Origin of the sequence: Leptospira licerasiae serovar Varillal str. VAR 010 (genome assembly GCF_000244755.1) — a bacterium.
GTDB lineage: Bacteria > Spirochaetota > Leptospiria > Leptospirales > Leptospiraceae > Leptospira_B > Leptospira_B licerasiae.
This window is the reverse complement of sequence record NZ_AHOO02000005.1, coordinates 751,254-775,882: the sequence shown is the minus strand read 5'-3', so window position 1 is coordinate 775,882 and position 24,629 is coordinate 751,254. Positions and strand designations below refer to the sequence as shown.

The window sequence follows — 24,629 nt, the reverse complement described above, 5'->3', positions numbered from 1 at the left end:
ATCCGGATCACGTCCTACAACGGACCAAACTCCCATCCTTGCGGAAAAAGATCTTCATCTCCATCCCCTTTTCAGGAGCTTGTGCGTGATAATCCAGTTTGCATTCCGATTCTAAGGGAGAGAAAGGATTTCGCGGAAGTTTTTCCTTAGGACACCAAAATCTTTCCTTTTCGGAGCTGTACAATTTCCAATCGGAAGGATAAAGAGGAGCAATCCCGGCATCTAAAAACAGATTTCTGGAAAGTTCCTGGGGTTGATAAGGACTTCCTCCTCCATGTACTCCTACAAACATATCCATTCTATCGTCTCGGATGTACAGGGGCGACCCTGTATCGTTTAAACAGAAGTACCCGTCATGGTACTTTCCATTCTGCATTTTGATCTTCTTCTCTTTAATCCTGGGAATGAATGCAAGCGCACCGATCACCTTGGACTTATTACAGGAAGAAATTTTAGACCCGATCTTTTCACATAGATCTTTAAAACTCACAGCTAAGGTGCGATATGGAAACACCTGGTAATTATATCCGGCACCCCAACCCCATTCCAGATCATAGAGTTCATATTTTCCTTCTCCTGCGAAATGGTATTTCTTTCCATCCTTTGCTATTCCGGAACCTTCCCAGCGAACTTGTTCTAAGAATGTAGCGGATGCTCTGCCGATCTCTTTTCCGGAAGGAGAATATGCCGCCACTTCTGTTCCTGGAAATGCTTCTTCCAATGCTAAATGATAATAGGTCGGATAATATGCTCCCAAACTCGTTGGTTGGAATTCCGACAAACGTTCCAGGTCTTCTTGGGAGAGAAATCTTTCTAAAGGCTTAGGAGAATGGTCCAGAGACGTCTGCATCGGTCGAAATGAGTGTTGGTAAGCCAAAGGTTTCAAATTTGTCCTTGGATAGATGCAGGAATCCTTAGAGCGGCGTATCTTTGAGGTTTCGGTTTTGGAGATTGGGTCTTCTAAGATGACAGCTTCTCCATGAAATACACGAATTCCTTGCTCCCTTTCGGGAAACTTGCATTCACAACCTTCCGGAGAGTTAATACAAAGTACTTTTGCATAAACAGGAGGAGTGTTTTGGCTGAATCTGGATGTGGAGAAGAGTAAAAGGTAGAGTAATATCCCGCTCCCAAGAGGGAGCGGGACCAGTTTTTTTAGAAAAAAGAGCAATTAGATGTTGCTCTCTCCTTCGCTGGAACCGCCAGTTGGGAACAGGCTTGGTGCAGGCGTAGGTTCTGGGGTCGCAACTGGAGCAGCAGGACGAGGCGCCGGTTTCTTTGGAGCAGCTTTTTTCTTAACTACTTTCTTTTTAGGCGCAGACTTCTTCTTAACTGCTTTCTTCTTAGTGGCTTTAACGACCTTTTTTTTCGCTACTTTCTTCTTTGCCGCTTTCTTCTTAGGTGCGGCTTTTTTCTTTGCTTTCTTCTTAGCTACCATGGTATAGATACTCCTTGTATCTGGGGAATCTTTCCGTTATTCCTAGAGTAAATTTCCACTCGTAAGACTTAGAGCCAAAAGAGTAAAACCTTTTTTCATTTTCTTTCGTTAAAGCAATCTAAAACATTTCATAATGTTTCATTTCTATCTTAAGTTGCGCTGAATGAGTATCCTAGATCGGTAAAACTTTCTTCAGGAGAACGTAGTCGATGGCTAATTAAGAAGGTTTTGACTAAACCTTTTCCTTTCACCTTGATCTCTCCCCTTTCTGTTAACGCAAAATCGGATCGAATGAGTTCTGCTGTGGACTCTGTGACCTGAATTTCTCCCGGAACACCATGAGATTCCATGCGACTAGCAAGATTTACTGCATCTCCCCAGATATCGTAGATGAATTTTTTCGTTCCGATGACTCCTGCAACTACCGGGCCGGTATTAATCCCGATCCTCATACGCAGTTTAGTACCCATTTTTTTGAGTTTGAATTTGGAAAGAAGTTCCTTCATATCCCAAGCCATATGAGCGACTAGCAAAGGATGCGCCTCATTCGGCAAAGGAAGGCCTCCTACAGCCATATATGCATCTCCTATCGTCTTAATCTTCTCTAAGCCGTACTTTTCTGCCAGAATATCGAAGTGAGAGAATACTTCGTTTAAGATGCGTACGACGGACTCAGGCCTCATCACCGCGGAAATTTTGGTAAAGCCTACGATATCCGCAAATAGAATGGAAACATTCGGATAACTATCCGCTATGAGTCCTGTGTTTGACTTCAATTCCTGAGCGATAGAGTCCGGAAGAATATTCAAAAGTAATTTTTCCGCCTTATCTTGCTCAATACGCACCTTTTCATACGCATCTGCGATCTCGACCCTTGCCTTTTCATTGTCTGCAAGCGTGGATCGTACCGTTCCGAGAACTAAATTGTAACGTTCTGCGATTTGCCCCACTTCGGTAAAAGGTTCTACAGGTACATCCACTGCCAGATCGCCCGTCTTTCTTTGGTAATCCATCGCTAAGAATAGATCGATCAACTCGGTAGTTGCCTTGTGCTCCGAGATGTTTAGTCCCATTCTTTCTTCGTCCCCATCTACCCTGAGAGGGAAAAATTTATTAATAAGATAGAAGATCAGCAAAGAAAGTCCGAATGCAAATCCTCCTACGGAAAGAATTCCTAGGACTTGGGTAAGAAGAAGAGAAGATCTGGTAACATTATGCCCGATCAGATTCAGGTCGGCGAAAATTCCAACTGCGATCGTTCCCCAAATTCCTCCGATCAAGTGGACCGGGATAGCTCCTACTGCATCATCTATCTTTAATTTTTCTAAAAGTTTTTCTGCGGGAAGGACTAAGGAACCCGCAATACTACCTATGATCGCGGATTGGATCGGAGAAAAACAATCTGCGCCCGCAGTGATTGCCACTAGTCCCGCCAAGGAACCGTTCAAAGGAGCAGTAGGCTCCGGAAATCCTTTGATCAACCACGCTGACAACATTGCAACCATGAGAGAGAACCCGGATGAAATGATCGTGTTCAGTATAATGCCCGGAACTTTTTCGTTAAAAGCTAAGGTGCTTCCCCCATTAAATCCCATCCATCCGAACCAAAGAAGAATCCCGCCTAACATTGCCATCGGCAAATTACTTCCGGTCACGGTTTTTGGCGGTTCGTTCTCCGGAAATCTTCCGATCCTTGCTCCCACGATAAGAAGAAGTGAAAGTGATACCCAACCACCTACGCTATGAACTAAAGTGGAACCTGCAAAATCATGAAACCCTCTTGCGGCCAACCAACCATGATTCTCATCCGTCAGGCTTCCTCCCCAACACCAATGACCGGCGATCGGATAGATCAATCCAGAGATGAGAGCAGTAGCGAATAAATAAGAATGGAACTTTAATCTTTCTGCAACTGCTCCCGAGACGATCGTCGCAGAAGTTCCACAGAACACTAATTGAAATAGAAAGAAGGTCGGAGGCCAAGCCTTACCTTCCGGAAATGCAGGGGCAAATAAAGAAGTCCCTACAAGACCGTTCCAAGTGACTCCGAACATAAGTCCGAATCCGAATGTGTAAAAAAGAAGAGTGGCGACCCCGAAGTCCGCCACATTCTTGATAGCGACGTTAATCGAGTTCTTGGCTCTAGTAAGCCCGGATTCTAATACAAGGAAACCGCCTTGCATGATTAGCACCAGTCCTGAACATACCAAGACCCAAAGTATATCTAATAAGCTCTTTTCTAAGATCATAGAAAAGGTTCCCCCGAATGATTCCTGCTAAATTTGTTTCGCTTATCAATCTAAATTATCGGAATCATTTTATTCTAATCTAACAAGAGGCAAGCGGGAAACCTCATAATAATGTAACAAAGATGGACGACGAGCGCTCAGAAAACCCATCCCCCACTTGAGTGAGTTATAGCCGTTAAAGAGGTAACGGATACTCCTACAATCCGTGAAACTTTCCTTGATTCGAGGGAAAATTCGATTTTTTTGAAGAACAGTGTTTATTTCGAACGTAACGACCGTTCTACAAAGTCTTATAGATAACGGCTAAAGCAGGCGCTTCGAAGGAGAAAAAAGCCTTTCCCTCTAAAAAGCCTGTTTTAAACAAGGATTAACTCTACAAAAACCGAGATGTTGGTATAATTCCATGAGGGAAATCAAAACCGTAACCGTTCTTGGCGCAAATGGGACAATGGGCGCCGGATCCGCAGCTATCGTGGCAGCTTTTGGTAAGGCAAAAGTCCATATGTTGGCCCGTGACGTAAACAAAGCTAAAGAAGGGATCGAAAAAGCTATTTCTTCCATTAAAACGGACACTATTCGTCCTAGATTAATTCCTGGTTCTTACGACCAAGACCTGGAAAAAGCAGTCTCCGAATCCGATTGGGTTTTCGAGCTTGTTGCAGAAAGTTATGAAGTAAAAGAACCGATCAACAAAAGGATCGCGAAAGCTCGTAAACCGGGCACTATCGTATCCACCGTTTCTTCCGGTCTTTCTATCGCTCGTTTAGCGGATGCTTTCGACGAAGACGGTAAAAAACATTATTACGGAACTCACTTCTTCAACCCTCCGTATAAAATGATCCTTTGCGAATTGGTAACTCACGCAGGAAACGATAAAAAAGTTACTAAAAAACTGGGCGAGTACTTAGACAACACTCTGGGACGCGCTGTAGTTTATACGAACGATACTCCGGCATTCGCAGGTAACAGGATCGGATTCCAGCTCATCAACGAGGCTGCGATCAAAGCGGAAGAATATTCCGACAAAGGTGGTATCGCACTTATCGACGCGATCATGAGCGGATATACCGGAAGAGCAATGGCTCCTCTGGACACTGCTGATTTCGTAGGTTTGGATGTTCACAAAGCGATCGTAGACAACCTCTATGAGATGACTAAAGATGCCGCGCATTCTACATTCAAACTTCCCGGTTATTTCCAAAAGTTGATCGATAAAGGCGACTTAGGAAGAAAGTCCGGACAAGGTCTTTATAAGATGACCAAAACTCCTGACGGTAAAAAGGAAAAATTGTATTACGATATCAAAGGTGACCTGTATGTTCCGGTCCCTAAATTCGATATTCCTTTTATCAAAGAAGCAAACCGCAGGATCGGCGAAGCTGATTATATCGGCGCAATGAATATCGTAAAAGAAGCGAAAGGTCTTGAAGCGGACATCGCTCGTTACTTTATCGCTCGTTACGTAAGCTACTCTCTTTCCATCGTGGGAGAAGTGGTAGAAACGAAAGAAATGAGCGACCTTGCAATGGGAACCGGATTTAACTGGGCGCCTGCATCTGCATTCGTAGACTTCTTAGGCGGACCTAAGGAAGCGATCAGTCTAATCACTAAAGCAAAACTTCCTGTTCCGGAAGTATTGGCAAAGGCAAAAGCGGGGAAACCTTTCTATCAACTGAAAGATATTCTAGACGCTCGTTCTCTTTTTAAAGGATAATAAGGGAGGAAAGATTACATGAAAGATGCAGTTTACGTACTCGGCGGAGAACAAACAGACTTCCAACGTAACTGGACTAAAGAAGGAAAAACCTTCATGTCCTTGTTCAGGGAAGCCGTTCAAGACGGATTAGAAAAAGTTGGTCTTACTCCCGAAGAGATCAAAAAGTTAAATAAACAAAACCGTATCGGAGTTTTCGTAGGGAACTTTGACGGGGAACAGTATGCAGTCCAAGGACATTTAGGCGCTTTTTTAACCGAAGTTGATCCTTGTTTCTTCGGAGTTCCAGGCGCTCGTTATGAAGCAGCTTGTGCTTCCGGATCCGTTGCTCTTGATGCTGCTCAAACCAAACTTCGCGCTAAAGATTATGACGTAGCGATCGTTGTAGGTATGGAAATCATGAAGACAGTTTCTTCTTCTGTTGGAGGAGACTTCTTAGGAACAGCAGCTTATTACGAAAAAGAAGCTAAGGGAGTTCAATTCCCATTCCCTAAACTTTTCGGAAAACTCGCAGACGTTCTTTTAGAGCGTTATAAGTTAGATGAAAAACGTTATATGGGAGCACTTGCGGAAATTTCTAGAATTAATTACGCAAACGCTAAACGTAACCCTAAAGCTCAAACTCGTTCTTGGTTCATGAACAACGAACATGCGAACGCAAGGGGCGGAGAGTTCAATATGGCAGTGGGTGGACGTCTTGCGATCACCGACTGTTCTCAGGTAACCGACGGCGCTGCGTTAGTAGTTCTTGCTAACAAGAACTACGCGGAAGAATTCGCTAAGAAAAAAGGGACCAAACTATCCGCTTATCCTAAGATCAAAGGATGGGGACACAGAGTTGCTCCGATCACTTTCGAAGCGAAAGTTGCCGAATCCAAAGGAGACAAATGGGTTCTTCCTTGGACTCGTCAAACCGTTAAAGACGCATTCGATCGTTCCGGTCTAAACACTAAGGACATCGACGTTTTCGAAACTCACGACTGTTTTACTTCTTCCGAGTATGCAGCGATCTCCGCATTCGGGATCACTCAACCTGGTAAAGAACACGAAGCGATCGAAGACGGAGTAATCGACTTCCACGGCAAAAAACCGATCAACCCATCCGGCGGACTTATCGGAGCGGGACACCCAGTAGGAGCTTCCGGTGTTAGAATGATGTTAGACATCTACAAACAAGTTACCGGAACTGCAGGTGATTACCAAGTAGAAGGCGCTAAAAACGGACTGATGCTCAATATTGGCGGATCTGCAACCACCAATTACGTGTTCGTAGTCGGAAAATAAATTCTTTCTACAAAAAAGAATGGAAAAGCCCGGTATCCCCGGGCTTTTCGTTTATATGGGTTTACGCACGGCAAAAGATTGGAATCAATTCTTACTTAGGTTCTTCGTTGCCCTTGGAATTTGGGAAGTAGCCTCTGTTTCCCTTCGAACTTTATTATTCTCTACTTTCTATTTTGATCCAAACTTAAAAAACTTCTTCGTTCCTATGTCCCAAGTCTTTTGGATCGGGCCTATCGTCGCAGACATCTTACAAGTATTCTTCATTGGAATATTAGCATCTCTTGTTAAACCTGCATTACCTTACGGGCTTTTGGGCGGGTTACTCACCGGGATCTGTTTTTCAATCGCTGCTTTTGTGTCACCTGCCTTAGCGATCTCTCAATTTACCGGCGCATTCCCGGTAAAACTGATCTGGCTTTGGGTATTCTACCAATCCGTCTTAAGCATCTTGGCATGTTTCGTTTTCACTTTTTCAAGCGAAGAAGATTAACTTATCCAAAATCCGTTCTCCATTTATAGAACTTCGTTCTAAATCCAAAAACCTCGGGAGTAAATCGGACCTAATCCGGGTCCAATTTTCCAAGGACAATTCCTGTCCGGCTTTTGTATGAAAACGATCCTTTGGATATTAATCTTATTGTTAACTTTCGGAAGTCTTTCCTCTGTTCCAAAAGACCAAAATGAGATCCAAAACATTCCTCTCTATTCGTTGGATCTTGAAAGAAAAACATTGTATCAAGAACTTAACCGAATCCCGGAAGAAGATTTGGTAATCCTAAATTTCACTAGTTCCGATTGTCCTCCTTGCAAAGAAGAAGTTCCTAACCTCTTGGAATATTCGAAAAAATGGAATGGATCTCATCCAAAAAGAAAGTTACATCTTTGGATCGTTTTTGTGGGAGATGATCCAAGTTCGGTCTCCAAATTAGCGACTGAACTCGGGATTAAAAAGCAAGCTTCCTTATATTTTGATAGCTTACAGACCAGTATGAGAATTTTGGAATTTCCAGGAACTCCAACAACTATGGTGGTACAAAAGAAAAACGTCCTATTCAAAGAATACGGATACACTCAGGAGAATTGGTCCAAAATGATCTCCGTTCTGGAAAATAGGAGGTAATCGTTTGGAAATTATTTTTGAAAGACCTTCTGTAACCTGGAAATCTCACAATGTAGGAATTCCTACAAGAAGCAGTTTTTTTAAATTTGCTTGCATCTTTTTATTTTTTCTTATCTCGAGCTCAGAACTTCTCTCGAAAGAAAATTCAGTCCAAAAGATCTATATACATAAACTCAAATTAGAGAGTGGAGTTCCTAAATATTTAGAGAGCAGATTTAGAAACGGGATCATCAATTCTATATTAAAAAATTTTGAAGGAAAGTTCAATATAGCCGACGACGATTCTTTGGCAGCGCTTCTCAAACAAGTAGAACTGAGCCAAAAATTAAATTGCAGCGACGAGATCTGTATGAAGCAGATCGCAGATGCAATCGATGCAGACGAACTGATCTCCGGCACTATTTTTCAAACGAATAAAGGTTATAAGATCAATTTGAGATCTCAAAAAAGGGACTCAGTCGCGTTAACTTATACGATCAAAACTTCTTTCGATCTGGAATTTCCAGAATACCAAATCGATTATTATTCTTCGGAAGCGGGACGTAAACTAATCGATCCAAGATATGCGATCAATTTTGCAGCCGCATTTCCCGGAGCAATAGAAAAGATAGAATTTCCTAATTTCAAGATCCAAGACGATAAAACTGGAGAGATCAATGTCCTAAATTTCAAAATAGAGGACCAAAGCGCTAAAAGTTTTATAGAAACAATCCGGCCCAAACTTTCCAAGGCAGACGATCTAGTAAAAGAAAAACTCTACGAGAAATCCATTCTAGAATATGGGGACACATTAAACGCATTGGAACAAAGACTTTCGGACAGATCTAAAACGGAAATGTCGGATTATCTGAAAAATATCAGAGGAAAAATATCAAATTCTTATTTTTTAATATATAAAGATAAATTATCCGAAATGGACTTAGCCGCTCAGAAAGGAGGAGAGATCTCATTTTTAAAAAGATTAAATGGAGAATATAAGGATCTCAAAAAAGATTACACTACTAAAACACCTTTTTCCTTCCGATTGTCTGAGTTTGAAAAAGCGTTAGATGATCGGATCGAAAAACTGAATTTTCTGATCTTTGGACTTCAAGAGAAAGAAGGAGATCGACTTTATGCGGATTTCGATTTTACGGGAGCTATCTTAAATTACAGATCTGTTAGAAACGAGCTTATCAAATTGAAGTCCGGACCTGAATCCTCCGCATTAAAGGCAAGAGTAGAAAGAAAGATCCTTACTTCCGAAACAACAGGGAGATCCTATCTACAAAGTAAACTTTCAGGGTCATACCAAAATTTAGAAAAATCCTTTTTAGCGGAAGCATTAGAGTCGGATCCTGACCGCAAAAAAAATTATGCGGAAAAGATAGGAGAAGGTTTCAAACAGATCCTAGAGATTTTAGCTCGGTCCGAATTTGTTTCAGAAGAGCAGATCAAATATTTCAACCACTTCCGAACCAAGGCAGCTCCTCAGATTGGCAAAAATCTATTCGATCAGGAAACTGCGGACCTTCTTCTTCATGAAGGAATTGATAAAAAATCCAAAACACAAGTGGATACTTGCATTAAGTTAGGAGCCAATCCGAATTCTATCCAATCCGACTCAGGCAAAAGCGCTGCCCAAAGATTAGCGGAAAGTGATACAATCTTGATCAGTCCTGATTCCTTAAAAATTTTAAGAAATTCAATTAAGACCAATTCAAGTTTAGATTCGGATTTTTTTGAATCAGTTCGCCAAAGAAAAATAGATGATATCAATCGATTTGTACTAAGAGGTTCCGATCCAAACACAAAAGATTATTTAGATAACACTCCTCTTCATAAGTCTGCAGGTTTCGGATATTATGAAGTATCTTCCTTTCTTTTACAGATCGGAGCAGAGTTAAATTCTAAAAATGGAGAAGGAGAAACTCCTCTACATAGAGCAGTTCTTCATGGGTTTTATGAATTATGTGTATTGTTTTTAAGATCTGGGGCTGATCCAAATGCAACTCGGAATGATGGAATGACTCCTTTACATTTAGCAGTTCAATTTCCTGAGATCACAAGATTACTTTTGCAAAGAGGATCTGATCTGAACATGAAGAATGACGAGGGCTGGACACCTGTTCATAAAGCTGCAGAAAGCGGAGATCCTGAATCCTTAAAACTTTTGATCCAAGCAGGCGCAAGAGTAAACGAAAAAGATAATATTGGTTGGACTCCTATGGACTGGGCAGTTCAAAAGAATCGATACGAAAATCCTAATATAGTTAAGATCTTAAAAAAAGCAGGAGCAGAATGCCAGGTAAACTGTGTGGAGTGACCTGGCATTTCGCCTCTGTGGGAATTCCAACGTACCCCCAGGTTACAGATCTACTTAAGATTCCGGAATACTTTTGGAATATTCTTCCGGACTTTTACCCACCATTCTTTTGAAATCTTTTATAAAATGAGCCTGATCGAAATATCCTAACTCCAATGCTAACTCGACCCAGTCTGTATCTTTGGTAATTCGATCTAAGATCTCGAACATTCTATAACGATTGATCACCCATTTAGGACCGACTCCCACATATTGATTAAAGATACGTTGTAAAGATCGTTTATTCATTCCTGAAAGTTTGACCATATCTTCTACTTTTAAGATAGATCTATCGTTAGAAACTTTTTCAGTCAGATCGTTGATCCAAGTGATTGTTTCATCTTCTTCCGGAAGTCTTTCGTATAAAAAGTTTTCTGCAAATTGTACAAGATCGGATTCAGACTCTAATTCGAATACTTCTCTTTCTAAAGGTTCTGTTGGAGTTCCAAAAACTTCTTCAATCCGAATTGTTCTATCAGTGATCTCAGAAAGCGATCTTTTATAAAAGGGATAGAATGCACCGGGCCTGAATTTTATTCCGAATACGCGACCTTCTCCTTCTAACCTTTGCGCGAACCTACCACTAACCACTCCGAAAATTTTAGTGTTATTCTTTTCGAAAACCAAATGAACGGAAGGATGAGGAAGATTTTCTTGTACCTTTGGTCCTACTTCTCTCATATCCCAACGCACTGACCAATAATGTTCTACAAAAAAACTTAATCCCTGAGAAGGAGCGCTTCTAGTTAAACTCCAATTCTCTCCTGCGAAGGACTTTATGATCCCTTTGGGTTTGTTTAAGTCTGTTTTCAAGATAGGACCCTGGATTATTTCTTCCAAATTCTCCGAGTTTGTCGCGTTTTTACAATCTTTTTGTTTAGTGCTCTGCTATTCTTCTGATTACAAAAACGAAGGAGAAGATCGATCGGATCTAGTTAAGGATATAAATATGGAAATCAAATATGAAATTTATATAGCAGCAAGCCCGGAACAAGTTTGGGACATTCTAGTTTCTAATGAAAAGAGTAGCAAAATTTTCCATGGTTGCGGGATCGAATCGGATTTCAAAACAGGAAGTAATTACGCCTACATCGGCCCTGGACCTTCCGGAGACAGAACAGTCCATGTAGAAGGAAAAATTTTGGAGATCGTTCCAAACAAAATTCTATCCATGACCCTATTAGTTGGTTCCGTATACGGAGAACATTACAAAAACTTTGAGTCCAGGACAATTTATACTTTGGAACCTTATGGTAAGTTAACCAGATTAAAACTAGTGAACGATCAAATTAAAGAAGGAGATCCTTCCTACGAACGTTCTGCTGACGGAGGTTGGGCAAGAGTTTTATCTTCTATCAAAAGTTTAGCGGAAACAGGAAAACCTTTAGAACTTCCGATGGGAGAAGGTTGATCACCTAGGTTTTGAGGGAGGATTATAAAAGCGGAGAATTTAATCCACGTTTCCGAAAGCGGCTTTGAATTTCTCCAAATCCTCTTCCAAAATTTTGCGGATCCAATCCGGGATCGGAATGGATGTTTTGGTTCTATGGTCGTAAGATACTTGGACCGTTTTTGCTTTAGTAAAAATTTCCTGTGTTTCAGAATGTCTTATCAAAGAAGTAAAATCCCAAGACTTATTCCCTATTTTGGAAACACAGGTCCAAACTTGAATGGGATCGAAAAGTTCCACTGCTTTGAGCATATCCACTTCCATCCTGGCGAGTAAGAAAGGTACATCGTAGATATCTTTTGTATTAAACTTTTTAGAGCAATAATCCACTCTTCCTATTTCGAAATAAGACATGTATCTTGCATTGTTCACATGAGCGAAAGGATCCAAATCGTTCCATCTCGTCTGGATCGGAGTGATAATCATATTAGAATTGTTTTAAGAATCTTAGGTTTCCTGAATGAAGATAACGGATATCGTGGATCCCGTATTTCATCATTACCAGCCTATCCAATCCTAATCCGAATGCAAAACCAGTCCATTCTTTCGGATCTAAACCGTTCAATTTGAAAACGTTAGGATGCACTAAACCGCAAGGCATCAATTCCAACCAACCGGAGTGTTTACATACGGAGCAGCCGCTTCCTCCGCATACCTGACAGTTGATATCTAACTCGAATGCAGGTTCTACGAACGGGAAAAATCCAGGTCTAAGTCTGGTCTTTACTTCCTTCTCAAAAACTCTGGAAAGTAGGACTTCCATCGTATAGAGCATATTTCCCGCGGAAATGTCTTTTCCGACCACCATACCTTCTATTTGATAAAAGGATGTTTCATGAGAAGCGTCTACTTCTTCGTAACGGAATACTCGTCCTGGTCCAATGATCTTGAATGGAGGTTTCAATTTTCTTAATGCACGAACTTGGATCGCGGAAGTATGGGTGCGGAGAAGGCTTCCGTTTTCCAAATAAAAAGTATCCTGCATATCTCTCGCAGGGTGATCGTCCGTAAAGTTCAGTGCTCCGAAATTGTTGAAGTCCGTTTCTACTTCCGGTCCATCCCAGATCTCGAAACCCATAGAAGTGAATATGTCTTCGATCTCATATTGTATTTTTGTAATAGGATGTAACGTGCCAGGCTCAGTCTCTCCCAAAGGACGAAGGACATCGAACCATTCTTTTTCGGATTGCTCTTTAAAACCTTTGGCTTTGAGATTTTCTCTGGTTTTGGAAACGATCTCTTCCAGACTTTTTGAAAGATCGTTCGCCTTTTGACCTACGGTTTTTTTTTCTTCGATAGATAAGGAAGCTAAGTTTTTGAGTACGGAGGTAAGTTTTCCTTTTTTACCAAGATACTCGTTCTTATTTTTGTCCAGGTCCGCTTCGTCTACGGAAGATCCGATCAGACGATTTGCTTCTTCAAAAATTTTGTCTAATTCTTCCGATAGATTCATTTTCTAGATCCGACCAGTTCCTTCAAAGAAGGATAAATTCCGCCAAAAGCCCCATTGGACATCGCTAGGATCAGGATTTTATCCTTCTCGAATTGGGGAAGGATTTTCCGAACTTTCTGGACCAGATCCTTGGGATCCTTGCAATAAAATGGAAGGGTGCCTGAATGTTTCGGAAGTTTCAGGATCAATTTTTTCACATCCAAACGGCTATCCTTGGAGACCTTTTTGAGATTATAAATTTCGGTAATCATGGTCACAGCAGAGCCTTTAAACGCAAAGGAATATTCCTTTTGAAAAACGTTTCGATGAGAAGTGGCGCTTCTTGGCTCGAATAAACTTATAATCTTAAAGCCAGGAAATCTCTGTTTTACAGAGCGGATCGTTTCTTCGACAGCCACAGGATGATGGGCGAAATCCTCGATCAGGATACTTTTCGCAGACTCGAATAAGATCTCTTGTCTACGTTTTACACCTGGGAAGGATTCTAAAGCATCTAGTAATTTTTCCCTAGCTTTAGGAACATTCTCTTTATTTAATATCTCTTCGCAGACCCTGAGAGCGACTTCTGCGTTTCTGTAATTATGATTTCCGAAAAATCCGGGACGAAGAAGTCGTTGCCCGCTATATAATTCTCCCTTCTTCCATGTGAGAATCGAATCTTTTTTATTAAATTCGAATGCTTCCGATTTTACGAATTTGGATGCTTCTCCACAAATCCTTTTTAAGTTGGCGGCCCCTGCCCAGTAATATACTTTTCCGTTCCCGGGCACAAGTCTTAATAATCTGGAGAACATTGTTTCAATCTCACCTATATCTTTAAAGATATCCGCATGATCAAAATCTAACGCGTTCAATACTGCATAAGTAGGTCTATAATGTAAGAACTTAGATGCTTTGTCGAAGAATGCGGTATCATACTCATCTCCTTCGATTACGAAATAATTTCCGTTTGTAAACTCGAAACCGGGAAATCCATCCTTACGAATTCCACCTACGAACAATCCAGGATTTAGTCCTGTTTCTTTCAATATATGATGGATTAAGAATGTAGTCGTGGTCTTTCCGTGAGTCCCCGCAACTACTACTACCTTTTTCCCTGCAAGAATATATCTTTCTAAAGCGGCGGACATGGAAACATATTCCAATCCGGTATTTAGGACTTCTTCTACTTCTGGATTTCCTCGAGAGATGGCGTTTCCGACTACAATCAGATCTTTACCCTTGACTCTCTCGGCATCGAAACCTTCCGAATAAGGGATCCCCCACTCCTTGAGTTTATCGGACATTGGAGGATATACTCCGGCGTCGGAGCCGGAAACTTCGTGACCTAAGCTTCTCAACATAGAAGCCAGGTTTCCCATTGCGATCCCGCCTATCCCTATCAGATGGATTTTCAATTTAATAAAGTCCTAATAATATTATAAATGAATACGAAAATCAAAGAAATACTTAAAAGATAAGCGGTTCCAAAAAGAAAGAATATCAGTATTTCCTTAGTATCTACTCCGCTTACTCTCTTCATTCCTATAAAGGAAAGATATACGGAATACAAAAATGAGATCCCTATCAGTCCAAAATTGATCGGACCTGGTAAGATCCAAAACACGGAAGAAGAGGAGAATGCTAAGAATGCGAGAGTCAAGACATCCGCAGCCGGATAATTCTCGCCTTTTGTACGATCCACTTTTCTATAAAATACTCGGACAACATCATACTGCGACACTACCAAAAGTAGAACAGGATAGATGATCAAAGAAGTAACGACTCCGGAGAACGGATTAAAATCAACCTCGTCTCCAGAGACCAGATCCAGAATGATCTTGATCAGGTTACCGGCAATTTTGAAAATCGGAGCGAGCGCCCAAAGTGCATAATGTAATCTTAATAGTTCTTTTCTACCAAGAGAAGGATTTCTGAGATATAGGTCGAAAGCTTCCGTTGGAGCCCTGAAAATTTTCTCTAAGAGAGAAAGTTTCGACTTTTCTACTTCTGTGAGTTCCGAATTCGGTGTGATCAAAAACATTATTTTTTCCGAGAAGTATTTCCAGATCTAGACTTATCAGGTTTTACGATTGCCTTTGCATCTTTGATCGCCTTTGCCGCAGCTTGGATCTGAGTAAACGCATTTGCTACTACATAAACAGGAGGTTCTTTAAAATTAGAATTTATAATTCTGATCACAGGAGTCAGTTTTTTATCTCCTATGCTTGTTTCTTTATGGAACCGATAAACGATCTCGTTCCCATCTGAAATCAAAACCTTTACGCTTGCTAACGAAAATTCGGACTTCTCGACACTAGGAGCCAGGATATTGCCAATGCCGAAACCCGCACCATTCTCGTCGTCCGGGAAAGTTTCTACCTTCAAACCGGTCATGTATCGGTAGAGATCCTCTCCCAACTTCGGTTCCAGCAGGATAATCTCTCCGGAAAGTCTACGCCAAAAATTCTTTTTAATACTATTAGATTCGAAAGGTGTATTATCTATTTTGATAGAAGTCCCATTTTCATCTATATAAGAAATTTCTTTTACATATTCTTTGTTCAAAGTCAGGATACTCTTCTGACGGAAGTCCTGAGGACCTTTTTGGAATCTATCGAATAGATAAGAAGAAGATGTAAGAATATTGCGGACCGGTCCTTCATGCAAGATCACTCGAGTAGAACCCAAAGAATGTTTTTTACCGATCCTCAAAGTTTTGGAAATATTTCCGGAATAAAAAACCAACTTAGGAGAATCTTCTCCTACTTGTAAGGATTCCTTGATCTGAATCCCTTCTAAAATTTCTTCCGTTCCTTTTACTCTATAAGTTCCGAAATCCCTGACAGTATTCTCGGAATTATAACCGCCTTCGTATTCTATATCCTTTCCGGTTTCAGAGTCTTTGTTCAGGACCGTAAAAAATTTTTCTCCCTTCTTGATCCCTTCCTTTACTGAGATCGTAAAGGGTTTAGAATAAAATTTATCTCCGGTCCTTTCCACCCATTGTTCACTGGGAGGATAATACTCGATACGATCTAAGGAAAGTTTCCAGTATTCTATCTCAGTTGCATCTTCTTTTGTTTTTTCCAAAAGGAAGAAGGCCAGAAAAAGTAAAACAACTGCTACGGCGAGTAGATAGAGTTTATTTCGCATCTTTTTGTCCGGCCCTTTTTCTTTTGATCACATAGATAGAACCAAGGCCGGCAATCAGCCCAGGGAATAAGAACATTCCTAAGATCCAAACCGCTCTTTTCTGCCCGTCCGTTAAGGAAACAGTTTCGATCTCTTCTTTTTTAGGAGCGATCGCAGGAAGGCTAACATCTTGATACATCCAAGTCACAGAAGCGCCTGCGAGTTCGTAATTCGCCTCATAAGGAATATACTGATTAGTGATCCAAGAAGTTCCCGAATAGATCACTATCCTTCCTTCGTCTTCCGATTTTGTTTCCGGTAAGGAAGCTGGAGGTGCATTTGGATCTGTAGGTGGAATGATCGGAGCAGTCGATTTGGTTTTTAATACCAAAGCGATCGGAAGATTCTTTTTCTCTTCTTCCTTCTCTTGCTTTCCATTTCCATTCTTATCCAGATAAACATCTCCGCCAGTTTCCAAAAGGATGGAAGAGTCTAACTTAATCTCCGAAGGATTTGTAGGAGGTTTCTGCTCGAAGTATCCTCCATAAGGGAATACGATCCCAGTATCTTTTTTAGATAGAGATTCTTCGATCGGATGATCTCTGAATGCTTTAGTTAAGATCAAACCGGGAGCCCTGCTTGGGCTTTGGGAAAGATTTCCTTTTACAAAAGAATATCCGGCGGCTTCTAATAGCCAATCGAAACTTTCAGCGCCTCTTTGTTCGATAGTAATGAATAGTTTTCCCTTCTTCTTGAATACAAAATCCAAGATAGAAACTCTTGCTTCCGGAGAAAAAGGAACAGTTGGTCCCGCTATTACTAAGAACTCCGCGTCATCAGGGATTTTTGGAGGCCAATTATTTTGGAAACCGATGCCTGTGGACTTAAAATTCAAGAAAGATAATGCATCAGCAAAACGAACCAGTTTTTCATTCGGAAGATTTTGGAAAGTTTGGGAATATCTTTCTCCATTTGCTTCCGTGAAGTATACCTTCCGTTCTTTGGTAGTTACATTCATGAACGCTTGGACCAATCTTCTCTCCAGATCTTCCAACTCTGACTTGTCTTTTACTCCGACTTTTTGTTCGGGATACGGCCCAGCCGTCGCACCGGCTTTACGATAACGTATCAAAATATTTCCATTGGAAACTTGTCCGAATTCGGCAATCTCGTCCAGCTCCACATCAGCATTGATGAATTTTACTTTGAATCCAGGATGAATAGACACCAATTGACTGAGTAAAATTTCTAGATCGGGACGAATTCTTTTTAGGGCGAGAGACGAACTTCCATCCGCATTTCTAGCGGTGCTGTCCAGTGGGCGAGGATAAAAAGCAATTACGTCTACTTCTGCACCTTCCGGAATTTCCTTTAAGATCTTTTTAGCTTCGATAGAGAAGGAGTGAACTCCCTTAGAACTTAGATCGAAATTATGATTTCTCATTACGGAAATATAATTTGCTAATATTAGAATAAGAAGAAGTATCCCTGTTCCAAGGAAAAAATCCCGGACCAAGCTTTGTTTTCTTCCTTTAAGGCTTGATTGATTCTCAAAGGAACTTCTTTCCCATTCTCTTAATATTCCTAAGAATACGCTTCCTAATACGAAGAGCACCAAAAAGACCAAAAGGAATTCTCTTAAATTTGTGATCCAAACAGGAGCAGTTCCTCCTTTTTGCAAAGAAAGATCTTCTAAGTACACTCTCAGAAAATAAATTCCCAATGAAAGAATGCCTAGTCCGGAAGAGATGAGTAAGTTGATTTCCTTATCTTCTTTTTTGGAACCTATGTAAGACAAAAATCCTGATCCGGCTATAACCGAAATTACTAGTATAGAAATCGCCCATCGGACTCCTGCACTCGCAAAAGATTCATAAACAGGGAAGAAGAGTAATAAAAATACGATGGATGCCCAGGAAATAATTCTGGAAATTAGATTTGATCTCATCCTCTCCATCTCCTAGATTCCAAAACTTTTACGGTCAGATACAAAAAGAAGATCGTTCCGCTGATAAAAAAAACGGTACTGCTCAAAGGGAGCACTCCTTTCGAAAAACTGATAAAGTGGGTGAATATATGCAAATGGAACAAAATACTTCGAGTTGCTGCATCGAATAAATGGGAGAAGTATCCGATCACCCAAAGTGTTAACAAGATCGCAATCGAGATCAAAAGAGAGATCATTTGGTTTTTCCCTAAACTAGATCCGAACAATCCCACGGCAAAAGTAAATAATCCGAGTAAAAATACTCCGATGGTCCCCGAGGCGACTATGTACAAAGGAGCTTTCCAGAAAAAATAAAGGAATAGAGGAAAAAGTCCATCTACTGCGATAGCGATGATCGCACATACAAACGTTCCGAACAGGAATTTACCGACTACGATTTCCAGATCCGAAATCGGAGCAGTAAATAGGAACTCCAACGTTCCTCTGTTTTTTTCTTCCGTGATAGAGCCCATAGCAACGATCAACATCGCGATCAGCATCGTGCTCATAAAGGAAATGAAAGTGATAATTGTGGTCTCAGTGTAGTTAGTACCTGAGTTAAAATTCAGTATCAATACGAATAATGAATTTAAGAACGCAGTCCCGCCTAAAACCAAAGGAGCCAAATAAGTACCGAAAAATACCCTGACTTCTTTCCAGAAGATCCATTTAATATTTCGAAACATGAATTAAACCTTGTTCATAAAGATTTGTTCTAGAGTCACATCCTGCTTACGAATAAATTCAGGCAGGATACCGGAGGAAGAAATTCCGGAATATAATTCTTCTTTAAACTTCCTCTCGGAGGAAGCGTTCACAAGAAAAGTAGAACCTACCGAATCTTCCCCCACAAATTTGAATGTCGCACCCGATTTGTTCGCAATCCCATTCAGATAAGATTCGGTTTCCGATCTGGATTTTCCGGATAAGGTCACTTCCAGACCGGAAAGATTTTCCATCTCTCTTTCCAATTCCTGGCGATCACATTGGTAAACCAATCTTCCTTTATGTAAGAAGAGGAATCGATTACAGGTTTTGTAGACTTCAGGAAGAATATGACTGGAAAGAAGGATCGTATGTTTTTCCTTCAAGCCGTGAATTAAATTACGAATTTCTACTATTTGTTTCGGATCCAAGCCGGATATAGGTTCATCCATAATGATAATTTCAGGATTTCCTAAAATAGCCTGAGCGATCCCTACCCTCTTTCTGAAACCAAGAGAAAGAGTTTCGATCACCTTATCTTTTACTTGAGTAAGATCGGTAAGATTTAAAACTCTATTCAGTTCGGAAGAAATATCCTCTTCTGAGATCTGTTTAATCCTAGCTGCAAAAGTAAGATATTCAGTCACAGTCAATTCCGGATAAAGAGGAGGAGTCTCCGGAAGATAACCGATCTTCTTCTTTACATCGATAGGATGTTCGAATGTATTCAGTCCGTTGAACTCGCATAATCCGTCGGTTGCCATCAGGTAACCTGTGAGTATCCGGATCGTAGTCGTTTTTCCTGCACCATTAAGACCAAGCAATCCTACGATTTCTCCCTCTTTGAGTTCGAAATTCAGACGATCAATGGCCAATTTCTCTCCGTAAAATTTGGAAAGATTCCTTACTTTTATCATATTGTTTTCTGTCCCGTGTACCGGAGATTAGAAGATATTTCTAATTAGAAGGGTTTTGGAAAGAATAACCTCATGCGGACCCGACTAGGTCAATCATTTTCCCGGAGAAGGACCGAACCATAAGGTTTTGGGAGATTTCAAGGGAATAATCATATATTCAATGGAACGGTCGTTCTTTACGAACGCCATTAAGGACGAAAAAGCTCTTTAAAAAAGAATTGCGAACCCAAGGCTGGAAAGAAAAGCATCTTCTAACGACTTATAACAAGGCAATGTATGGCAGTAGCAAACTTTTTGAACGAAGCAAAAGCTCAAGGCAATAAACTATTTTTGCAATTTGGGGGCCAGGGATCTCCTTGGTTGAAGGAACTTTCTAAACTTTACGAAACAGATCCTTCTTTAAAAGAATTATTTGATACTGCTTTCAAAACTCTAGCGGAAGAAGTTCCTAGTTTAAAAAAGGAAATCATCTCCCAAGGATATGATTTCGAATCCTGGATCAAAAACCCTGAATCTGCTCCGGATGAAAATTATCTCTGCAGCGCTACCGTTTCCATCGTAGGTATCTTCCTCACACAAACGGCAAATTACGTCTCTTTAGTTAATAAAGGTTTCGCCACTTCCGAACTTATTGCAAACGCAGTAGGAGCAACCGGCCATAGCCAAGGGATCATTCCGGCAGTATTGATCGCGCTCGGAAAAGAAGGCGCAGACTTCTACAAAGAATACGCAAAATTCCTGAAATTCGTTCTTTATCTCGGATATCGCGCTCAGGAACTTTTCGGAGTTTATAATCCTTCCGAAGAAGTTCTAAAAGGTAACGAAGAGATCGGTGACAAACAACCTGCTCCAATGGTTGCGGTAATCGGTTACAGCGCAGCTGAACTTTCTGAAAGAGTTCAACAAACGAATACGGAACTTGGACTGAGCGGAACAAAAGCGATTTATGTTTCTCTATTCAACACTCCTGATTCAAATATCGTTTCCGGAACTCCGGAGGCTCTTCTTTCTTTCCGCAAAAAATTCAAAGCGGAGATGGATGAGAAAAAAGTAAAATTCGTCTACTTAAGAACTACTGCACCTTTTCATTGCCCTATCATGGACGAAACTGAAAAGACCGTTCCAAAAGATATGGAAAGGATTGGATTCAGCTATAAAGGTTCCGATCTAAAAATCCCTGTTTATTCCATCTTTGACGGAAGGAACTACCAAAACGAAGCGGACATCAGCTTACCTCTATTCAGAGAAGTTTTGATCAAAGCTCTTTATTGGGACAAAGCGACTACCACCTTCGTAAAAACCCCTAAGTTAGTCGGTATCGATTTTGGACCGAGCGTCGTTTCTCAAAAACTAACCCAAGCAAACTTGGGAACTTCTGAGAACAAAATTTATAGCGCATCCAGCCCGAAAGACATTAAGGTACTTCTGGCTTAAACTTTCCGATCTAGGGAATTCTCCCTTCGGACAAGAAAAGACTCCGCCATGGATTCGGTTCCTAAATTAATAAGAACCTCGATTCGGCGGTTGTCTTTTCTCTTTCCGGAATCACTCAGACGAAAACTTTTATTCGACGTTCTTGCTCCCTATAGGGAAAAAGAACTTCCCCTCTTAGGAAGATCCGCTTTCCAAACGGGACAACATTGTGAATTACAATTTTGGAAATTTCTAAAAGAGCCTCATTCCGAGTTCGATATTTCCAATCAGTTCATTTCCCCCAAACAAAAATCCTTACTTAAAGATATTGCAGGCAATTTATTCCCTGATGCAAAACATGCCGGATACAAAGACGCTAAGACCAGATCTTATTTGGATTCACGACAACCGACCAAAGGTGCTTGTGTCAGGACAAAATTTTTCGATACAAGGGCCGACTTTCTAATTCCAGGAGAAGAAGGTTGGAAAGTCATTATTATCAAAGCGTCTTCTTCCGCCAAAAGGACACATATCTCGGAACTTTCTTTTATCAGAATGGTTTTGGAAGAAGCGGGATACAAAGTAAGTTCTACCCAAGTATGGACGGTAAATTCGGATTATTCGTATACCGGAGCTGAAATAGATCCGGATCGATTGTTTCACAAAAAGGATTGTAGCAAGGAAACTTTAGCAAATTTAGAAGATACAAAAGAGAAGGCTTACAAACTTCTTGAAGTATTAGAAAATGATAAAATTCCTTCCATCACCTTCTCCAAACATTGCGAGCATCCCAGAAATTGTATACATCCTGAATCCTGTTATTCCGATTCTCCTCCTGGAGACCTATTTACTCTGAGAGAAGGAAAAGAACTCACACTTACACTTTGGAACCAAGGTATTCGAAACCTCTCCGAAGTCGAACCTGATTCCGAATTTACCCATCGTCAAAGAATACAAGTAGAAGCCGTAAAAACAGGAAAAGAATATTTGGACAGGGATGCTCTTCTATCTTATCTAAATCATTTAAAATTTCCTTTATATTGTTTGGACTTTGAAACGATCAATCCCCCGGTTCCGGTATATAAGGATACACATCCCTTTCAGCATGTTCCTTTTTTATATTCTTTGCATATAATCCGAAAAGATCTAAATGAAGAACCGGAAGAACATATCTATTTGGATGATCACGATAATGACCCAAGACTCGGGATCTTGGAATCACTTTCTTCCCATATCAAGCCGGGGGGGACCATTCTTGCATTCAATGATAGTTTTGAAAAACGTTGTCTGAAAGAATCCGTCCAAGCTTATCCGAAGTTTAAGGAATGGTTCCAATCCATAGAACATGATTTCTCGGATCTAGCAAAACCGTTTTGGGATTATGACTATTATCATCCCGCACAAGAAGGAACCACTTCTTTAAAGGTGGTTCTCCCGGTTCTTACCGGTGCGAATTACAAAGAACTTACGATCAACGCGGGTCATATCGCTAACTCCGAATTCTTAAGGATCAAGACTGAGATTGTATCTGAGCAAGAGAAAAGAAGAGTGGAGTCCGACCTAATCGCTTATTGCAAGATGGATACTTATGCTTTAATTCTCATTCTTAGGGCTTTAGCTGATAAGTTAAGCTGGCCAGGAAAATTATAACAATTCCTTCCGGATCGATTCTTAATATAGAAATTCCAACCAAAATCCGACTTGTCGGGAGGGGTCCAGCGATTTCCCTATCCTTAGAATGGCGGCTCAAAAGAACATAAAGAAAATCGTATTAGCATATTCCGGCGGATTGGACACGTCCGTAATTCTTACCTGGCTTAAGGAAACCTACGGTTGCGAAGTGGTAGCATTTACCGCAGACGTGGGCCAAAAAGAAGAGCTCACAGGCCTGGAAGAAAAAGGGATCAAGACCGGAGCCTCCAAAGTTTATATAGAAGATCTTCGTCTAGAATTCGCAAGGGACTTTATCTATCCTGCCATCCAAGGAAATGCAATCTACGAGATGAGATACTTACTCGGAACTTCCTTAGCAAGACCCTTGATCGCAAAAGCAATGGTGGAAGTCGGTAAAAAAGAAGGAGCTGATGCGTTCGCTCACGGCGCGACCGGAAAAGGGAACGACCAAGTTCGTTTCGAATTGGCGTTCAAATCTTTAGCTCCCGAAAAAGAGATCATAGCTCCTTGGAGGACCTGGTCCTTCGGAGGAAGAGCCGACCTTATTGAATACGCAAAGTCCAAAGGTATCCCGGTCCCGGTTACTGCATCCAAACCTTACTCCATGGACAGGAACTTAATGCATATCTCTTATGAAGGTGGAATATTAGAAGATCCTTATAGAGAACCGAATGAGGATATGTTCCTTCTTACCGTTTCTCCGGAGAAGGCTCCAGATTCTCCTGAATATGTAGAACTCGACTTCGTTGAGGGAAATTGTGTCGCGGTTAACGGCAAAAAAATGGATCCGTACCAGGTAGTGGACACTCTAAATACGATCGGCGGAAAGCACGGGATCGGAAGAGTGGACATAGTAGAGAACAGACTTGTGGGAATTAAATCCAGAGGAGTATACGAAACTCCGGGCGGAACAATCCTATTCCATGCACACAGAGACTTGGAATCCATCACAATCGACAGAGACACACAACATCATAAAGATAAATTATCCGCGGAATTTGCAGAGTTAATCTATAATGGACATTGGTTCTCTTCCAGAATGGCTGCAGTTAGAGCATTCATTTCTGAAACACAAAGATTTGTGACCGGAACAGTAAAAGTGAAACTATATAAAGGAAACTGCATTATTGTAGGAAGAAAATCCTCCGTTTCACTATACAATCCGGAGATGGCAACTTTTGAAAAAGAAGAACTGTACAACCAAAAAGATGCCGAAGGTTTTATCAACTTATACGGATTGCCTGCAAAAGAAGCCGCAAGGTTGCGTAGAAAATGACAAGAATTGCTGTTTATCCCGGCTCCTTCGATCCTTTGACTAGAGGGCATTTGGACATTCTCCATAGGTCAGTCGGTCTGTTCGATAAAGTGATCGTAGGAGTGGCGGTAAACTCCAATAAGAGTCTTCTTTTTTCGATCGAAGAAAGAATAGAATTCATCAGAGAAGCAACCAAAGGTTGGGATAATCTGGAAATAGACACTTTCGAAGGACTGACAGTGGACTATTGCAAAAAGAGAGGGGCTAAAAGTATCATCAGAGGACTTAGAGCAGTCACCGACTTCGATTACGAATATGCGATTTCTCTAATGAATAAGAAGCTCGCTCCCGAAGTGGAGACAATCTTCCTAATGTCCTCCAACGACTATTCTTTCGTATCCTCTACGATCGTAAAAGAAGTTGCAAGACACGGAAGGGATGTTTCGGCTCAAGTGCCGGACCACGTCAGCAAAGCATTACTTAAAAAATTATACCACAAGTAACTAAGGAAT

At 41.0% G+C, this 24,629-nt stretch carries 22 protein-coding genes; 10 read left to right on the top strand and 12 right to left on the bottom strand.

The features are described 5' to 3' along the window. Positions 1–7: 7 nt before the first annotated feature. The 3 genes from LEP1GSC185_RS04030 to amt form a co-directional block, all read right to left on the bottom strand. Positions 8–1,171: an RlpA-like double-psi beta-barrel domain-containing protein gene (locus LEP1GSC185_RS04030; RefSeq protein WP_008594527.1), complete on the bottom strand. Its 1,164-nt coding sequence runs from the start codon at positions 1,169–1,171 to the stop codon at positions 8–10. Further along, on the bottom strand, positions 1,172–1,438 hold the full coding sequence (locus tag LEP1GSC185_RS20070) for a hypothetical protein (RefSeq protein ID WP_010513955.1): 267 nt from the start codon (positions 1,436–1,438) through the stop codon (positions 1,172–1,174). It lies immediately after the preceding gene. A gap of 149 nt (positions 1,439–1,587) precedes the next feature. Then, complete coding sequence (gene amt, locus LEP1GSC185_RS04020) at positions 1,588–3,687, bottom strand: ammonium transporter (RefSeq protein ID WP_008593944.1); 2,100 nt, start codon at positions 3,685–3,687, stop codon at positions 1,588–1,590. 403 nt (positions 3,688–4,090) lie between these two features. Between amt and LEP1GSC185_RS04015 the strand changes: the two genes are divergently transcribed. From LEP1GSC185_RS04015 to LEP1GSC185_RS03995, 5 genes are all read left to right on the top strand, one after another. Then, positions 4,091–5,401 (top strand): 3-hydroxyacyl-CoA dehydrogenase family protein, encoded by a 1,311-nt coding sequence (locus LEP1GSC185_RS04015; protein WP_008595249.1) that lies wholly within the window; start codon positions 4,091–4,093, stop codon positions 5,399–5,401. Between the two features lie 18 nt (positions 5,402–5,419). After that, positions 5,420–6,685 (top strand): acetyl-CoA acetyltransferase, encoded by a 1,266-nt coding sequence (locus LEP1GSC185_RS04010; protein ID WP_008595576.1) that lies wholly within the window; start codon positions 5,420–5,422, stop codon positions 6,683–6,685. Between the two features lie 55 nt (positions 6,686–6,740). Continuing rightward, entirely contained in the window at positions 6,741–7,175 is a 435-nt protein-coding gene (locus LEP1GSC185_RS04005) for a hypothetical protein (protein WP_024863897.1), read from the top strand. A gap of 117 nt (positions 7,176–7,292) precedes the next feature. Further along, positions 7,293–7,805: a TlpA family protein disulfide reductase gene (locus LEP1GSC185_RS04000; RefSeq protein WP_008595904.1), complete on the top strand. Its 513-nt coding sequence runs from the start codon at positions 7,293–7,295 to the stop codon at positions 7,803–7,805. Between the two features lie 4 nt (positions 7,806–7,809). Then, positions 7,810–10,110: an ankyrin repeat domain-containing protein gene (locus LEP1GSC185_RS03995; RefSeq protein WP_008593569.1), complete on the top strand. Its 2,301-nt coding sequence runs from the start codon at positions 7,810–7,812 to the stop codon at positions 10,108–10,110. A 54-nt stretch (positions 10,111–10,164) separates the two neighbouring features. On the opposite strand, the gene LEP1GSC185_RS03990 is transcribed toward LEP1GSC185_RS03995, so the two are convergent. Further along, positions 10,165–10,989 (bottom strand): helix-turn-helix domain-containing protein, encoded by an 825-nt coding sequence (locus LEP1GSC185_RS03990; RefSeq protein WP_232298479.1) that lies wholly within the window; start codon positions 10,987–10,989, stop codon positions 10,165–10,167. A 109-nt stretch (positions 10,990–11,098) separates the two neighbouring features. On the opposite strand from LEP1GSC185_RS03990, the gene LEP1GSC185_RS03985 reads away from it, so the two are divergent. After that, positions 11,099–11,560, top strand: coding sequence for an SRPBCC domain-containing protein (locus tag LEP1GSC185_RS03985; protein WP_024863896.1), 462 nt, complete (start codon positions 11,099–11,101; stop codon positions 11,558–11,560). A 39-nt stretch (positions 11,561–11,599) separates the two neighbouring features. On the opposite strand, the gene LEP1GSC185_RS03980 is transcribed toward LEP1GSC185_RS03985, so the two are convergent. From LEP1GSC185_RS03980 to LEP1GSC185_RS03945, 8 genes are read right to left on the bottom strand one after another with little or no spacing between them, the layout of a single operon-like run. Next, entirely contained in the window at positions 11,600–12,025 is a 426-nt protein-coding gene (locus tag LEP1GSC185_RS03980) for an acyl-CoA thioesterase (RefSeq protein ID WP_008595114.1), read from the bottom strand. A 1-nt stretch (position 12,026) separates the two neighbouring features. Then, complete coding sequence (pheS, locus tag LEP1GSC185_RS03975) at positions 12,027–13,052, bottom strand: phenylalanine--tRNA ligase subunit alpha (RefSeq protein ID WP_008594025.1); 1,026 nt, start codon at positions 13,050–13,052, stop codon at positions 12,027–12,029. Further along, on the bottom strand, positions 13,049–14,449 hold the full coding sequence (locus LEP1GSC185_RS03970; RefSeq protein WP_008594831.1) for a UDP-N-acetylmuramate--L-alanine ligase: 1,401 nt from the start codon (positions 14,447–14,449) through the stop codon (positions 13,049–13,051). Before LEP1GSC185_RS03970 ends, pheS begins: the two co-directional genes overlap by 4 nt. Further along, the gene (locus tag LEP1GSC185_RS03965; protein ID WP_008593756.1) at positions 14,446–15,075 is read right to left on the bottom strand and encodes a hypothetical protein; all 630 of its coding nucleotides are present in this window, start codon (positions 15,073–15,075) and stop codon (positions 14,446–14,448) included. Before LEP1GSC185_RS03965 ends, LEP1GSC185_RS03970 begins: the two co-directional genes overlap by 4 nt. Continuing rightward, the gene (locus tag LEP1GSC185_RS03960; protein ID WP_008594769.1) at positions 15,075–16,187 is read right to left on the bottom strand and encodes a DUF4340 domain-containing protein; all 1,113 of its coding nucleotides are present in this window, start codon (positions 16,185–16,187) and stop codon (positions 15,075–15,077) included. The genes LEP1GSC185_RS03965 and LEP1GSC185_RS03960 overlap by 1 nt, the downstream gene beginning before the upstream one ends. Further along, the gene (locus tag LEP1GSC185_RS03955; protein WP_008593676.1) at positions 16,177–18,114 is read right to left on the bottom strand and encodes a motility-associated ABC transporter substrate-binding family protein; all 1,938 of its coding nucleotides are present in this window, start codon (positions 18,112–18,114) and stop codon (positions 16,177–16,179) included. Before LEP1GSC185_RS03955 ends, LEP1GSC185_RS03960 begins: the two co-directional genes overlap by 11 nt. Next, complete coding sequence (locus LEP1GSC185_RS03950; RefSeq protein ID WP_008595765.1) at positions 18,111–18,839, bottom strand: ABC transporter permease; 729 nt, start codon at positions 18,837–18,839, stop codon at positions 18,111–18,113. Before LEP1GSC185_RS03950 ends, LEP1GSC185_RS03955 begins: the two co-directional genes overlap by 4 nt. 3 nt (positions 18,840–18,842) lie before the next feature. After that, a complete protein-coding gene (locus tag LEP1GSC185_RS03945; protein WP_008594697.1) occupies positions 18,843–19,775 on the bottom strand; it encodes an ABC transporter ATP-binding protein in 933 nt (310 codons plus the stop codon). Positions 19,776–20,051: 276 nt separating this feature from the next. On the opposite strand from LEP1GSC185_RS03945, the gene LEP1GSC185_RS03940 reads away from it, so the two are divergent. From LEP1GSC185_RS03940 to coaD, 4 genes are all read left to right on the top strand, one after another. Next, positions 20,052–21,209 carry an ACP S-malonyltransferase gene (locus tag LEP1GSC185_RS03940; RefSeq protein WP_008594001.1) on the top strand — a complete coding sequence of 386 codons (1,158 nt, stop codon included), beginning with the start codon at positions 20,052–20,054 and terminating at the stop codon, positions 21,207–21,209. A 48-nt stretch (positions 21,210–21,257) separates the two neighbouring features. Beyond that, entirely contained in the window at positions 21,258–22,838 is a 1,581-nt protein-coding gene (locus tag LEP1GSC185_RS03935; protein ID WP_008594359.1) for a DUF2779 domain-containing protein, read from the top strand. An 88-nt stretch (positions 22,839–22,926) separates the two neighbouring features. Continuing rightward, entirely contained in the window at positions 22,927–24,138 is a 1,212-nt protein-coding gene (locus tag LEP1GSC185_RS03930) for an argininosuccinate synthase (protein WP_008593880.1), read from the top strand. Further along, on the top strand, positions 24,135–24,620 hold the full coding sequence (gene coaD / locus LEP1GSC185_RS03925; RefSeq protein WP_008594744.1) for a pantetheine-phosphate adenylyltransferase: 486 nt from the start codon (positions 24,135–24,137) through the stop codon (positions 24,618–24,620). The genes LEP1GSC185_RS03930 and coaD overlap by 4 nt, the downstream gene beginning before the upstream one ends. Positions 24,621–24,629: the final 9 nt, after the last annotated feature.

Bases quoted from the DNA above. Each gene is read 5' to 3' on its own strand.
- LEP1GSC185_RS20070 (WP_010513955.1), bottom strand. From the start codon at position 1,438: ATGGTAGCTAAGAAGAAAGCAAAGAAAAAAGCCGCACCTAAGAAGAAA.
- amt (WP_008593944.1), bottom strand. From the start codon at position 3,687: ATGATCTTAGAAAAGAGCTTATTAGATATACTTTGGGTCTTGGTATGT.
- LEP1GSC185_RS04015 (WP_008595249.1), top strand. From the start codon at position 4,091: ATGAGGGAAATCAAAACCGTAACCGTTCTTGGCGCAAATGGGACAATG.
- LEP1GSC185_RS04010 (WP_008595576.1), top strand. From the start codon at position 5,420: ATGAAAGATGCAGTTTACGTACTCGGCGGAGAACAAACAGACTTCCAA.
- LEP1GSC185_RS04005 (WP_024863897.1), top strand. From the start codon at position 6,741: ATGGGTTTACGCACGGCAAAAGATTGGAATCAATTCTTACTTAGGTTC.
- LEP1GSC185_RS04000 (WP_008595904.1), top strand. From the start codon at position 7,293: ATGAAAACGATCCTTTGGATATTAATCTTATTGTTAACTTTCGGAAGT.
- LEP1GSC185_RS03985 (WP_024863896.1), top strand. From the start codon at position 11,099: ATGGAAATCAAATATGAAATTTATATAGCAGCAAGCCCGGAACAAGTT.
- LEP1GSC185_RS03980 (WP_008595114.1), bottom strand. From the start codon at position 12,025: ATGATTATCACTCCGATCCAGACGAGATGGAACGATTTGGATCCTTTC.
- pheS (WP_008594025.1), bottom strand. From the start codon at position 13,052: ATGAATCTATCGGAAGAATTAGACAAAATTTTTGAAGAAGCAAATCGT.
- LEP1GSC185_RS03965 (WP_008593756.1), bottom strand. From the start codon at position 15,075: ATGTTTTTGATCACACCGAATTCGGAACTCACAGAAGTAGAAAAGTCG.
- LEP1GSC185_RS03960 (WP_008594769.1), bottom strand. From the start codon at position 16,187: ATGCGAAATAAACTCTATCTACTCGCCGTAGCAGTTGTTTTACTTTTT.
- LEP1GSC185_RS03955 (WP_008593676.1), bottom strand. From the start codon at position 18,114: ATGAGATCAAATCTAATTTCCAGAATTATTTCCTGGGCATCCATCGTA.
- LEP1GSC185_RS03950 (WP_008595765.1), bottom strand. From the start codon at position 18,839: ATGTTTCGAAATATTAAATGGATCTTCTGGAAAGAAGTCAGGGTATTT.
- LEP1GSC185_RS03945 (WP_008594697.1), bottom strand. From the start codon at position 19,775: ATGATAAAAGTAAGGAATCTTTCCAAATTTTACGGAGAGAAATTGGCC.
- LEP1GSC185_RS03940 (WP_008594001.1), top strand. From the start codon at position 20,052: ATGGCAGTAGCAAACTTTTTGAACGAAGCAAAAGCTCAAGGCAATAAA.
- LEP1GSC185_RS03935 (WP_008594359.1), top strand. From the start codon at position 21,258: ATGGATTCGGTTCCTAAATTAATAAGAACCTCGATTCGGCGGTTGTCT.
- LEP1GSC185_RS03930 (WP_008593880.1), top strand. From the start codon at position 22,927: ATGGCGGCTCAAAAGAACATAAAGAAAATCGTATTAGCATATTCCGGC.
- coaD (WP_008594744.1), top strand. From the start codon at position 24,135: ATGACAAGAATTGCTGTTTATCCCGGCTCCTTCGATCCTTTGACTAGA.